General features: G+C 53.2%; 8 protein-coding genes. 7 read left to right on the top strand and 1 reads right to left on the bottom strand.

From position 1 onward, the window contains the following. Positions 1-11 precede the first annotated feature (11 nt). Complete coding sequence (gene uvrA / locus ACLD72_RS27470; RefSeq protein ID WP_411003912.1) at positions 12-2,891, top strand: excinuclease ABC subunit UvrA; 2,880 nt, start codon at positions 12-14, stop codon at positions 2,889-2,891. Between the two features lie 165 nt (positions 2,892-3,056). On the opposite strand, the gene ACLD72_RS27475 is transcribed toward uvrA, so the two are convergent. Next, positions 3,057-4,694, bottom strand: coding sequence for a nitrite/sulfite reductase (locus ACLD72_RS27475; protein ID WP_411003911.1), 1,638 nt, complete (start codon positions 4,692-4,694; stop codon positions 3,057-3,059). A 314-nt stretch (positions 4,695-5,008) separates the two neighbouring features. Between ACLD72_RS27475 and ACLD72_RS27480 the strand changes: the two genes are divergently transcribed. The 6 genes from ACLD72_RS27480 (at position 5,009) to ACLD72_RS27505 (ending at position 14,440) form a co-directional block, all read left to right on the top strand. Then, positions 5,009-5,218, top strand: a complete 210-nt coding sequence (locus ACLD72_RS27480) for a DUF2759 family protein (protein ID WP_251592018.1) — start codon at positions 5,009-5,011, stop codon at positions 5,216-5,218. Positions 5,219-5,532: 314 nt separating this feature from the next. Beyond that, on the top strand, positions 5,533-6,777 hold the full coding sequence (locus ACLD72_RS27485; protein WP_411003910.1) for an S-layer homology domain-containing protein: 1,245 nt from the start codon (positions 5,533-5,535) through the stop codon (positions 6,775-6,777). A 355-nt stretch (positions 6,778-7,132) separates the two neighbouring features. Further along, positions 7,133-10,108 (top strand): DUF5704 domain-containing protein, encoded by a 2,976-nt coding sequence (locus tag ACLD72_RS27490; protein ID WP_458476261.1) that lies wholly within the window; start codon positions 7,133-7,135, stop codon positions 10,106-10,108. A 131-nt stretch (positions 10,109-10,239) separates the two neighbouring features. Beyond that, positions 10,240-10,860: a deoxynucleoside kinase gene (locus tag ACLD72_RS27495; protein WP_411003908.1), complete on the top strand. Its 621-nt coding sequence runs from the start codon at positions 10,240-10,242 to the stop codon at positions 10,858-10,860. A gap of 3 nt (positions 10,861-10,863) precedes the next feature. After that, the gene (locus ACLD72_RS27500) at positions 10,864-11,526 is read left to right on the top strand and encodes a deoxynucleoside kinase (RefSeq protein WP_411003907.1); all 663 of its coding nucleotides are present in this window, start codon (positions 10,864-10,866) and stop codon (positions 11,524-11,526) included. A gap of 265 nt (positions 11,527-11,791) precedes the next feature. Continuing rightward, on the top strand, positions 11,792-14,440 hold the full coding sequence (locus ACLD72_RS27505; protein WP_458476262.1) for a DUF3656 domain-containing U32 family peptidase: 2,649 nt from the start codon (positions 11,792-11,794) through the stop codon (positions 14,438-14,440). The last annotated feature ends 12 nt before the right edge of the window (positions 14,441-14,452 follow it).

Consider the following 14,452-nt stretch of genomic DNA (forward strand, 5'->3'; position numbering starts at 1 on the left):
GAGATGAAAGCGTGGCTAGTGAGAATATAGTCATCAAAGGCGCCAGAGCGCACAATTTGAAAAATATCAACATCACGATTCCGCGCGACAAATTCGTGGTGTTGACGGGCTTAAGCGGTTCGGGCAAATCCTCGCTTGCCTTCGATACGATTTACGCCGAGGGACAACGCCGTTACGTCGAGTCGTTGTCCGCGTATGCGCGGCAGTTTTTGGGACAGATGGAGAAGCCGGACGTCGATTCGATCGAGGGCTTGTCTCCGGCGATTTCTATCGACCAGAAGACGACGAGCCGCAACCCCCGTTCCACCGTCGGAACGGTGACGGAAATTTACGACTATCTCCGCCTGCTGTTCGCCCGGGTTGGGCATCCGCACTGCCCGGAGCACGGCATCGAGATTACGTCCCAGACGGTCGAGCAGATGGTCGACCGCATTATGCAATATCCCGAACGCACGAGATTGCAAATTTTAGCCCCCGTCATTTCCGGGAAAAAAGGCGAGCATAAAAGCTTGTTCAGCGAAATCGCCAAACAAGGTTTTGTTCGGGTGCGGGTTGACGGCGAGCAGCGCGATTTGTCGGAAACCATCGAACTGGAAAAAAACAAAAAGCACTCCATCGAAGTTATCGTTGACCGGATCGTGGTCAAGGAGGATGTCCGCAGCCGGTTGGCCGACTCGATCGAAACGGCGCTGAAAATGTCCGGCGGCCAAATTTTGGTCGACATCATCGGCCAGGAGGAGCTGCGGTTCAGCTCTAATTTTGCGTGTCCGATCTGCGGTTTTAGCATCGAAGAGCTGTCGCCGCGGATGTTTTCGTTCAATAGCCCGTTTGGAGCTTGTCCGGAATGCGACGGGCTTGGCGTCAAAATGATCATCGACCCCGATCTGCTTATTCCCGATCCGTCGAAGACGATCGAGGACGGTGCGTTTGAAGCGTGGGCCGGAGGTACATCGAATTACTATCCGCAGTTTTTAAAATCCGTTTGCGAACATTTCGGCATTCCGCAAGATGTGCCGGTGTCTGAATTGACGAAGGATCAAATGGACAAGCTGCTGTACGGAACGGGTGATACGAAAATCCGCTTCCGTTACCAAAACGATTTCGGGATGAGCAAGGACGCTTACGTGACGTATGAAGGGATCATCCCGAATCTGGAGCGCCGGTACCGGGAAACCGCTTCGGAAGGCATCCGCGAGTTCATCGAGGAATTTATGGGCAGCAAACCTTGCGGCAGCTGCAAAGGCCATCGATTGAAGAAGGAAACCCTCGCCGTCACGGTCAACGAGCAAAATATGGCTTATGTGACCTCGCTGTCGATCGGCGAAGCGATGGAGTTTTTCAGCGGGCTGGAGCTTAGCGAAAAAGAAACACAAATCGCCCACCTGATCCTGAAAGAAATCAACAATCGGCTTGGTTTTCTCGTAAACGTCGGGCTCGATTATTTGACACTCAGCCGGGCGGCAGGCACGTTGTCCGGCGGCGAAGCGCAGCGCATCCGGTTGGCGACGCAAATCGGCTCAAGCCTGATGGGCGTGCTGTATATTCTGGACGAGCCAAGCATTGGCCTGCACCAGCGGGATAACGACCGGCTGATCTCCACGCTGGCGCATATGCGCGACATCGGCAACACGCTGATCGTCGTCGAGCATGATGAAGACACGATGCTGGCCGCCGATTACATCATTGATATCGGACCGGGCGCGGGCATTCACGGCGGCGAGGTGATCTCGCAAGGAACGCCGAAGGAAGTAATGAATGATCCTCGTTCTCTGACAGGCCAATACTTGAGCGGCAAGAAGTTCATTCCGGTGCCTTTGCAGCGGCGCAAACCGGACGGACGCTGGTTGGAGATCAAGGGAGCGAAAGAGAATAACCTGAAGAACATCAACGTCAAATTCCCGATCGGCGTATTTACGGCCGTGACCGGGGTATCCGGTTCGGGCAAATCGACGCTGGTGAACGAAATCTTGAAAAAAACGCTGGCTCGCGACTTGAACAAGGCGAGAGTCCGTCCTGGTCAATACAAGGAAATCAAAGGGCTGGAGCACGTCGATAAGGTCGTGGACATCGACCAGTCGCCGATCGGACGGACGCCACGTTCGAACCCGGCCACGTACACCGGTGTATTCGACGACATCCGCGACCTGTACTCGCAGACGAACGAAGCGAAGGTGCGCGGTTACAAGAAAGGACGCTTTAGCTTCAACATTAAAGGCGGCCGCTGCGAAGCCTGCCGCGGCGACGGTATTATCAAGATTGAAATGCACTTCCTGCCGGACGTGTATGTACCTTGCGAGGTGTGCAAAGGCAAACGCTACAACCGCGAAACGCTGGAAGTTAAATACAAAAACAAAAGCATTGCCGATGTGCTGGAGATGACGGTGGAGGATGCGACGGAATTTTTCCAAAACATCCCGAAAATCCACCGCAAGCTGCAAACGCTGCTTGACGTCGGGCTGGGCTACGTCAACCTGGGACAGCCGGCGACGACGTTGTCCGGCGGGGAGGCTCAGCGCGTGAAGCTGGCTTCGGAGTTGTACCGCCGCAGCACCGGCAAGACGATTTACATCCTGGACGAACCGACCACCGGGCTGCATGTCGACGATATCGACCGGCTGCTCAGGGTGCTGCATCGTCTCGTCGATTCCGGCGACACGGTGCTGGTCATCGAGCATAATCTGGACGTTATCAAAACGGCCGATTACCTCATCGACCTTGGTCCGGAAGGAGGCAGCGGCGGCGGTACGATCATCGCCACAGGCACGCCGGAAGAGGTCGTGAAGGTGGAAAACTCCTACACCGGCCGTTACCTGGCCCCGGTTCTAGAGCGCGACACGAAACGCACCAAGGAGCTCGAAAAGCTGGAAGTGGAGAGCCGGGAAGTGGGTTAAGCGAATAAGCAAGCTAACTTTGAAATAAGACAGTTCCCCAGTGATCGATTGAATCGATGGTCGGGGGACTGTCTTTTCTAGTGAAAACAAAAAGAAATAGGCCGCACCATTTGGGAGGTAATCGACCTATTTCTGTTACAAATCAAGAGCAGGAATTAGAATGGGTCACGAAGCAACCCCGGCCGCTAAAATGCTGCTAAGTTTCTCCTGGAAGGCGGGAGCGCCAACCCGGAGCACAAAGCTGTGGAAAGATTCCCCGGCGGTGCGCTGCTCTTTATAGAACAGCAGGAGTTGCTCCAACACTTGAGCCACTTGATCGCCTTTGACGCGGCCTTTCAAAGCTTGGTTAAACTGCGCCTGCGGTCCGTTTGGCCCGCCGCCCAAAGTGCCGCCCACGGCGATGTCGAATGCATCGACCATGCCTTCCGGCGTTTTTACCAATGAGCCTTGAAGACCGATGTCGGCGACATGTTTTTGGCCGCAAGCGTTCGGGCAACCGATGAAATGGATGCGCACTTTTTCGTCCAGTTCGACGTTCCGGTCCAAATATTCGGCGACCTCGGCGGCGCGGCGTTTTGTTTCCACGATCGCAAGATTGCAGAACTCATTGCCCGTGCAGGAGACGGTGCGGCTCATAAAAGGCTTCGGAAACGGTGTCAGCCGCTGCAGAACAGGAGCTTTCAGCGCTTCCTCCACTTTATCGTCCGGAATGCCGCTGAGCAAAATGTTCTGGGACATCGTGGTGCGGATTTTCCCTTCACCGTATTGGTCCGCCACATCGGCCAACTGTACCAGCTCATCCGCATTGAGACGGCCGACGGGGACATTCAGGCCGAAGTAGTTCAAGCCTGCTTGCTTTTGCGGATGGACGCCGTCGAAATAGGCGGCTTGCCAGCCCACCGTTTTGTCTTCGCCGCGCGTAGGCAGGTCGCCGATCAATTCGATCAGCTTGTCTTTGAATTTTTCCGGGCCCCAATCGGCAACCAGGTATTTCAGGCGGGCTTGATGGCGTTTCTCACGATATCCGTAATCCCGGAAAATCGTCGTCACGCCGACCGCCACCTTCAGCACTTCCTCCGGTCTCACGAAAATGTCCAAGGGTTTCGCCAGATGCGGCTTGGCCGAAAGACCGCCGCCAACGAATGCGTGAAAACCGACCACCTCTTCGCCATCGATCACTTTGACAGCCGGGACGAAGGCCAGGTCGTTGATCTCCGCCTGCGCGTTGTTATAAATATTGGAAGAGATGGACATCTTGTATTTACGCGGCAGATTGGAAAAATCGCGGTTCAGCAGGAAAAAGGTGTTCACTTCTTCCACGATGTCCGTTGTGTCGATCAGTTCATCCTTATCGATGCCGGCAAGCGGGTTGCCGACGATCGTGCGCGGGCAGTCGCCGCAGGCTTCAAACGAATAAAGGCCAACTTCCTCCAGCCGCTTAAAAATATCCGGTAAATTCTCCACGCGCAGCCAGTGGAATTGAATCGCCTGACGGGTCGTGACATCTACAAGCCCGCGTCCGTACAACTTGGCGATTTCACCTAACACCCGGGCTTGCTTGGTATTCATAATCCCGGTGTTGATTCGCACGCGCATCATAAAATGGCCGTCCTTCGGTTTTTGCTGATATACGCCGGCCCATTTGAAGCGGTCCATGTCGTCCGCCAGGATGGAGTCATACCCTTGGACTGCGTATTCCTCGATAATGGTGCGAATGACGTCCAGGCCGTCTTTTTCCAGTTTAACGAATTCGAATTTGTTTAATTTCTCCGGCTCTTTTGTCCAAATCGGCTCATATGCCATGCGTTACCCTCCTTGTATGATCAAATCTATAATTCCGACAGAATAACTATGATATAAGTAACATTATGGTACCATAGTTATGCAGGAGCGTAAACTGATACAAGGACTTTTGGACATAAGACTTCCTTATGGAAAAGCAAAGTTCAGGTAATAATGAAGATGTCAATGAACAAATCCGTAAAGTGGGGTGAAAATCGTACCATTGGCGTTATTTTTTTTGACAATTTTTTGTCTTTCCTCTTGCATCCGGCGGGGCGGGAAGATAACATAGAAGAAGATATGTAATTTCGTGGATTTCAAGAGGAGGTTTCGCGATGTTGCTCGCCGCAGCGGGAGAAACGACAACGACGTTTAACGGATTCGATATTTTTATGATTTTGTTCACCGTGATCATTTTGATCGGCGTGGTCCGCTTGTTCAAAGAACGTCCGAAGAAAAATCTGTTTGCCATCGGCTTCGGCATTATCAGCCTGCTCGTGTTTCTGGTGTCCGACGCCATCATGATCAAAAGCTGGTTCGGGTAAGCTTCGGGTACATAACCCTCCATGCAGTGAAATTTATGGGCATCTTATTCCAGGGCGGAATGAGGTGCCTTTGAATTTTTTTCGTGAAAAGTCTTTACGAATCCGCAAAGTGTAATATAATGGAAACAGGTGAAGCACACCTTGATATCGTAAATCGATGATCGAGGTGTGCTTTTTTTTGTTGCCTAAAATGGGGTATTTTCACAAAAAAGGTATGTTACGGGAGGAGGCGGTGAAAATGGGGCGAATAATTTAGAAAGAGTATTTTCTGTGATTAGTGTAAAGGAATAGAAAGAAAGGGTGAAGGTAATTCGATGAAAAAATGGCTGTCATTTCTGTTGGCCGGGACTTTGATAAGCGCTTTTATTCTGTTCGGTTTTCAAACGACAGTGGATACGGCGGATGCGGCCGCAACCATCTTTAAGGACGTAAAAAACGACCACTGGGCAAAAAACGCGATTGATTCGGCGGTCGCTAAAGGTTATTTCAAAGGTTATGCCGATGGAACCTTTAAACCGAACGCAACCGTGACCCGGGCCGAATTTGCCGCGCTGTTGGCGCGAGTGGCAAAGGGGGATGCAATTGAAGCAGCTTCTGCCGGGGCCGGTCATACGTTTTCCGATCTGACAGGTCATTGGAGCGAAGCCGAGGTGGAGCGCGCCGTGTCTCGCGGATTTATTCAGCCCGGCGACTATTCGAATGGATTTAGGCCCAGTACGCCGATTACCCGGTTTGAAATGTCAAAATGGATGACCTCGGGGCTGGCGGCGGCCGATGCGGATTACAAGCAAGCTTTGGAGGATACGAAGACCACGGTGATCCCGGTGAAGGAATATTTTAACCCTGGCATACCGCAAACCAAGTCCTCCTATATCGCCGTAGCTTTAGGAACAAAATTAATGAGCGGTTATCCGGATGGCTCCTTCGGCTTGGACAAAAACGCAACCCGGGCGGAAGCTTCCACGATCCTGATGAATCTGGAACGAGTAAGCGGCCAAAAGGCCGACAGCTTCCTTGGCCTTAAGGAACTGCGCCAGGTCGGCACGGAGCGGACCAATCTGGAAACGATCAGCCCGTTTACAACCGGCAATACCTCTTTAAACGATGTGGTGGAAAAAACGCTCACATTCCGAAACCACGCTGGCAGTCTAAAGCTGCACAATTATATTGTAGTTGATACTGAAGATTTCAAGGATATTGAGAGTATCTATGCGCCGTTGTTTGTTGATGAGACGGATTATATTAGTAGGTTGGATAAGGCAGGTGCATTTAGAGCGTATATTCAGATTACTATTTATCCGAAAACGAAAGAGTTTGACCTTGACCACTATATGACTGGAGTGGGGGATGGTGTAGTCAGGGGGAGCAGAGTCGTAAATGAAAATCTTATGCAAAAGTATGGATATCATACACTGCCGTATTTGGAGCCAAAGGAATTTTTTGAAAAGTATATCAATAAAGAGGTTACTTTGTGGGTTGAAAGATACTTGGATACCGAATCAAGTGGCGGCCAAATCACGACAGACGATGGCTCTTTTGCAACAATAAAAAAGAATTGATCGAGAGCGGTTCAATATGAAAAAACGGTTTGTTGCTTCTTTTTTGTCGATTTTATTTATTATCCCGTTTACTGACTATTCCTATGCTGCTTTTACTAATGGATACCCAAGTGAAGGGATAGAGGTTACTCCCGATGGGCCGGCGCAAATGCAATCTGTAAAAGTGGAAGTGAAAGGGGAAGCCGATGCTTTGCCAAAGGTCATTTGGGTTCAAAGCGATACCGATATTTGGGTTGCTACATTTGGTGACGGAACCCGTATAGAGACTGGCACCCATAGCAGTGGAGTAAGCGCATTACCATTAATAAAGCGCACAGATTTTGAACTGGATATGACAAGTTATGCCCCCTCTTCTATGGTTGACAGTCAGAATAACCCATTTTCCAAGGCTTACATTAAAGAGTTAATGATTGAAGATATGGATTGGAAGAACGAAAATAGCTATGAACCCGTCGGCGTAAAACCAGTATTTCAAGCTGGAAGCATTACGGCAACTATTAAAGTTTCAACAGGATACCCCCTAACAGTTAACTCAAAATACAAATACGCCACCCGCGCTGACGGGGCGGACAAGTTTATGGCCGAGTATTATATCCCAATGCTCGTCAATTACAAAGGGTACGTGGTTGAGAAAAAGAAAATGCGCGTGCTGGACAACGCCGCGCTGGCGGTGGGTCAGACCAAGGAGATGAAAGCTCAGGTAGCGACGCTGGAGTATAATATGTCGGATTGGAATGACAATTGGTATGACGTCACGACGGCTTCCGAAACGGTATGGACGTCTGACAATAATGCGGTGGCTACTGTAGATGCTTCAGGGAAAGTGACCGCCAAGTCCAAAGGAACGGCTACGATCACCGCACAGTGGAAAAAAGGACCGTACTGGCTGTATGGAGCGGCCACGATTACGGTCGGAACTGGCGGGGATCCCGAGGGTCCTGGAGACCCGGAAGAGCCGCCAGGCGTAAAATGTACGAATCCATCACCTGAGCGATCTATGGCCGGCGAGGATTTTAACCCTAACGCAAGCGCAGTCATTAAAGCAGACAGCCGGGGAAATGAACGATTCGATGTAGCGGATGGCATACCGACCTCGGAAAGTTTGTATGGTAATGTCACAGCGAAAGAATATTTGTATAACTACAAATACAATAAAATGGTAGGGACTTGTACCTTTACTGTGCCAGTAAAAAGAGATTTTAATCTGCGTTGGGTAGAATACGTATTCGGTGTCGGCTATAAGCACAAGTCTGAAGATGTAACGTTGACTTATGATGTTAAGGTTACGAAGCCCTATGCTTACTGGGCAGTAGATGAATTTCAGTTGTATGAGATAGTCAGGTCGACGCTTTTGAACTATGCCTTTGATGGTGGTGGAATCTCGATTTTGCCAACTGGATATGATCCGCCCGATTTTGTATTAGCGGCTTACACTACCCATATCCAACCCCCACCACAGATTAAAACCATTGTACTGAGGGATAAGGACATCGATGGCGGAACTAAAAGGCCGGATATTGAAAACGATACACACGAGCGAGGGGAAATGGAAGCAGAAGGCAGTAAACGTGCGCCCAAGCTGCTTGTCCGAAATGATTTACTGGAATTTGAAGGTCAAACAATTATCAATGACGGCTGGGCAGAGGGGCAAACGGAAATGCCGGGTGAAATTCCGGAAGCGGACATCATTAATAACGATGTACTGTATAGCCCAAACCATGCCATTCCAACCAGCAAAACGAACAAAGCGGACCAGCCGAGCAGCGGAAGGATTTACTACGAAATCATGACCGGGAGTACCGATGGGGACGTGAGTAAAGACTTCCCAATCTACGGGATCAATTCGGTGACTGTGCATACACCGGTTGTGATTTATCCCAGCGTCTCGGACGACCGGGCTCACAACCAAAAAACGGCTCCAGCCCAGGGGCGTTCCGCGATTATTCTCGATCGGCCTTTTACCGTGGAGATGCCAAACAGTGGGCAGCATGCGAACTATCTCGGTTATGGGAACCGGGACTACCTCAAATACATAGGCAGCAAGCAGGTGCGTTTCCCGTTTGACGTGTACGATGGAACGAAATCGGCTTTTTATCCGAAACATACCTGGATCGAAGTGGACAAAAGCAAGGAGTCGTTTGCGTTTTTCTTGCCGGTGTGGGTGGATGAAGGCTTTTATGACGTCGAGTTTCGCACGATCGCGCACAATGCGCCATCCGGGGCCACGGATCAAACTAATGCCAACCTGAATCTCAAGCATCATATCGCTTACGATACCGTGCCGGTGGATGCGATCGGGCGCGTGTACGATTTTCACGTGACGGATATAGCCGACTATAACTGGGAAAATGTGTTCCGGTCCGAAAAAGGTGGGCGAACGCCGACCGGCGCGTCTTATTGGGTAGGTTTGAACGGGATTGATGGAGCGGCACGCGGCAATACGAGCCGTTACACGCTGCCGATCCGTCCAGGCAGCCATCCGTTGTACAGCAACGCTGTCATCAAAAAGGGCTACCATTTCAAATTTGACCTCAAAACGAAAGGGAATATGTTTGGGGCGCAGGATCAGATCGTGATTACACCGGCGTTTTATTTTATCGATGCAAAAAAAGGTACACGGACTCCCGTCGATTTGTACTACCATACCAGCAGCAAAAGCTACGTCAAAATCGGCTCACCTTCCGACAAAGTGCGGCGCTATGTCGTTTTGAACGAGCGGTTGCGGAATGTGCCGACCGAAGAGTTGACCGATACGGCGCTGTACAAATACGATCACAACTATACGTTCAGCCAGGTGGCCGGGATCGGGCGAAGCCAGTTCGTGCAGAACTTTATCCGCAAAACGACGAAGCAGCGGACGGCCGTGGGCAGTTTCAGCCTGCTGCGGCTGCCGGAAGGCGTGCGGACGTTGATCGGACCCAAAACGGATCTGCCGTTCAGCGTCGATCCAGCCCGGGCCAATGCCGCGGTGCAAAGATGGTACGGGGAATACAGCCTGCCGGCTGACCTGTACGCGGTGGCGGCGGGTACGAATGTGGCCGAATACGGGCGGACGCACGGCGGGCTTACGGACAAGTCGGCGGTTTTTTTGAAGGATGGATACATTGTCGTGAACTTCAACATCGAGACGGTGCGGGATGGGAACACGGATAAGCCCCACCTTCAGTATATCGATGCCCCGCTGATGAACCAGTGGTACGGGATGGAAGGGTTTAAGCGCAGCGTGGCCGATCTGTATGGACGGACCCTTTCGCTGATGGACGGGGATGTTGTGTTCTACCACGCGGACCAATCGAGCCGGGGCGATTTTCGTTCCATGGTTACGCATTAAGAAAGTTTGGGAAGACTCCTTTCTCGGGTTTTTGGGGAAGGAGTTCTTTTTTGCTCACGGATTCGCAAGTTCTATGCTACAATGTTCTAGTCTATTAACGAGTAAGTGAGATGCAGGAGGACCATAGAGTTATGAAACCAAGTCCGTATATTGCTGTGGAAGGCGCCATTGGGGCCGGTAAAACAACGCTGGCGACGATGCTCGCCGAACGGTTTGATTTTCCGCTCCTGAAGGAGATTGTGGAGGAAAATCCGTTCCTGGACAAGTTTTATCAGAACATCGAGGAATGGGGCTTTCAACTGGAAATGTTTTTTTTGTGCAACCGGTATAAGCAACTGGAGGATACGGCGCTTAAGTTTGTGTCCCGGCACCAGCCGGTCGTGTCGGATTATCATATTTATAAAAATTTGATTTTTGCCCAGCGCACGCTGAAAGAGGTCCAACTCGACAAATACCGGCAGGTTTATCATCTGCTGACCGACGATTTGCCGAAGCCTAACCTTATCGTGTATATCCAGGCGGATCTGGCGACCCTGCAGCAAAGAATCGCGAAACGCGGCCGGAGTTTTGAGAAGGACATCGATCCCGGTTATCTGGAGCAGTTAATCGAGGATTACGAGACGGCTATGGCCCACATAAAGGCGAATGAACCTGAAACGGTTGTCATCACGGTTGACGGCAATGCGATGGATTTTGTCGAGCATCCGGATCATTTCGAACAAATCGTTGCCGAGATAAAGGAGCGCATGTAAACGATGAGCCATGATTTTCACATCCCCAAAGACGCTTTGATCACGGTCGCGGGCACCGTGGGCGTCGGCAAGTCCACGCTGACCACCGCCCTGGCGGCCCGGCTCGGCTTCCGCACTTCGATGGAGAAGGTCGATCAGAACCCCTATCTGGAGAAGTTCTACCACGATTTTGAAAGATGGAGCTTTCATTTGCAAATTTATTTTTTGGCTGAACGGTTTAAGGAGCAAAAAGCGATTGTCGAAGCGGGCGGCGGATTTGTGCAGGATCGTTCGATTTACGAGGACACCGGTATTTTTGCCAAAATGCATGCCGACCAGGGCACGATGTCCAAAACCGATTACAAAACGTACAGCAGCCTGTTCGAGGCGATGGTGATGACGCCGTATTTTCCGCACCCGGACGTGCTGATCTACTTAGAAGGCGATTTGTCTTCGATTTTGAACCGGATCCGGCTGCGGGGCCGGGAAATGGAAATCCAGACCGACGTATCCTATTGGGAGCAGATGTATGAGCGCTATGCCAGGTGGATCGAGGAATTTAACGCATGCCCGGTGCTGCGGCTGAACATCGACGAATACGACGCCACGGACGAAACCTCGTTGGACGAGATCATCCGCCAGGCGGCGGAGATCATTCAAGCTTCGCGGGCGCGGCGAAGCAAATAAACTGGGTACACAACCTCTGCATCCCATTTAAGGGAGCGGAGGTTTTTTGTAGATGCGGCGTGGCAGGCTGTACGGTTTTTTTCGCATGCGGACTCACGGCATCGCTGAGCATGTTTTTTCCTTGTGAATGGATGGAAAAGCTAGAGTACGCCAGCAATGTCTGCTAGAATATATAAGTTGACGGATGATTAAATTTTGAACTTTTATTAGGTATGAATATAGATTTAAGACTTTGTGCCGGCATTACCGGTTTAGGAGGATATACATGAGCAAGACGGGATTAACAAGGCAGGATGTGGAGCTGCTGGCGCCGGCGGGTGACTGGGACTGCATGCGGGCGGCGGTGGCGAACGGGGCGGACGCGATTTTTTTTGGCGTTGAGAAGTTTAATGCCCGGGCACGGGCGAACAATTTCCGCATGGACGAGCTGCCGGAAATCATGGCGTTTTTGCACAGCTATGGGGTCAAAGGGTTTCTGACGTTCAACATTCTTGTGTTCGAGGATGAGCTGAAAGAGGCGCAGGAACTGGTGGAGGCGTGCATGGGCAGCGGCGTGGACGCGGTGATCGTGCAGGACCTCGGGCTGGTGAAGCAGATCCGCGAAATATCGCCGGATTTTCCGATTCACGGATCGACGCAGATGACGATTACTTCGCCGGAGGCGGTGGAGTTTGTCAAGCCGTGGAACATGGAGCGGGTCGTTTTGGGACGGGAAAACAACCTGAAGCAGATCAAGGTGATCGGGGAGCAGGCGAAGCTGCCGATGGAGGTGTTTGTGCACGGGGCGCTGTGCGTGTCGTATTCCGGTCAGTGCCTGACCTCGGAAATGTGGGGCGGGCGCTCGGCCAACCGCGGCGAATGCGCGCAGGCGTGCCGGCTGCCGTACGACCTCATGGTCGACGGAGATAAGAAGCCGATGGGCGATGTGGCCTATCTGCTGTCGCCGAAGGATTTGGCGGCGATCGACATTATGCCGGAGCTGATCGAGGCGGGCGTGACCTCGTTCAAAATCGAAGGGCGGCTGAAAAGTCCGGAGTACGTGGCGAATGTGGTGAGCAAATACCGCAAGGCGATCGACCGGTATTTTGATGGGGATGATACGCGGCCTTCCAAGGAGGAGATCCGCGAACTGCAGCAGAGTTTTTCGCGCGGCTTTACGCACGGGTTCCTGGAAGGGACGAACAATAAAAAACTGGTCGACGGGACGTTCCCGAAAAGCCGGGGCGTGTACCTGGGCCGGGTCGAAAAGGTGCTGCGCGACGGCGTTGTCTGCAAGCTGGAAGCGCCGCTGAAGCGCGGCGACGGGATCGTGTTTGATGCCGGGGATCCGACGAAAAAAGAAGAAGGCGGACGCGTTTACGACCTGCGCCGCAAAGGCGTGAAGCACGAGGGCGAGGCCGGCGAGGGCTGGATCGTGGACATCGTGCCGGGCCGGAACGACGTGGATTTGCGCCGGCTGCATGTCGGCGACCGCATCTGGAAAACGAGTGATCAGGCGCTCGATAAACGGCTGCGCCAAACGTTTGAGACGGACAAGCCGTACCGCGTGTTCCCGGTGCATGTGCGGGCCGTCGGGCATCCCGGCGGGCTGCTCACCACCTTCTGGACGGATGTGCAGAAGGGGACGATGGTGCGCGTCGACTCGGAGCTGGAGCTCGAGGTCGCGCAAAAACGGCCGATGGACGCGGCGCTGCTCGAAGAGCAGTTTGGGCGTCTCGGCGGCACGGTGTTTCAGCTCGAGAAGCTGGATGCGGAGCTGCATGGCGACGTCATCCTGCCGATTCGAGAGCTGAACGGCATCCGCCGGCGCGCGGTGGAACTGCTCGCCGCCGAGCGGCCGAAGCCGCCCGTGTGGACACGGGCGGCGGCGGGGGACGCCCCTGCCGCGGGCGGGGCGTCCGTGGCGGCCCCCGCGTACGGCGGGGGGCCGGGGGCCGTGTCCGGCGCGCTGCATGGCAGCGCCGGGAGCGCGCGCGCAGCGTCCAGCGAAGCTGACGCTGCTGCGCAGGGCGGCGCCGCGGCCGGCCCGAGCCGCGCGCCCGTAAAGCACGGTGAAGCGCAGCTCACCGCGCTGTGCCGCAGCCTGCCGCAGGTGCAGGCTGCGCTTGAAGCCGGCGTCTCGTTTGTTTACGCCGACTTCGAATTTATCAAGCAGTTCCCGGCAGCGGTTGAAGCCGTTCATGCCGCCGGTAAGCAGATCGCGCTGGCCACGCCGCGCATCCATATGCCGGGCGAAAACGGCTACCACAACAACATCCTGCGCCTTCAGCCCGACGCGGTGCTGGTGCGCAACACCGGGGCGCTGTACTTTTACCTGCGCCACCGCATGGAGAATCCGTCGGCCGTGCACCCGCGGCTGATCGGCGATTTTTCGCTGAACATCGCCAATCACAAAACGGTAGAGCTGTTCCTGGAGGCCGGCTGCGACATCGTCACGCCGTCCTATGATTTGAACATCCAGCAGATGGTCGATCTGCTGCGAGTCAGCCCGACGGCCGACATGGAAGTCGTCATTCATCAGCATTTGCCGATGTTCCATACGGAGCACTGCGTGTACTGCACCTTCCTCAGCGAAGGCACCGACTACACCAACTGCGGCCGTCCGTGCGAACAACACCGGGCTTCGCTGCAGGACCGTATCGGCATGTCCCATCCCGTCCGGGTAGACGAAGGCTGCCGCAACACGGTGTACAACGCGATCGAGCAGTCCGGTGCGGAATATTTGAACCATTTCCTCGAGCTTGGCGTGTCTAGCTACCGAGTCGAATTCCTGGAGGAAACGCCGGAGCAGGTGCGCGAGGTCATCGACCTGTACAACCGCGCTCTGCGCGGCGAAATCAGCGGAACCCAGGTCTGGAAAACGCTCAAAGCCACCAACCAGCTCGGCGTCACCCGCGGACAACTTGTGAAGTAAATACGAAGGGAG

The sequence above is a fragment of the Paenibacillus lacisediminis genome, from assembly GCF_046567315.2.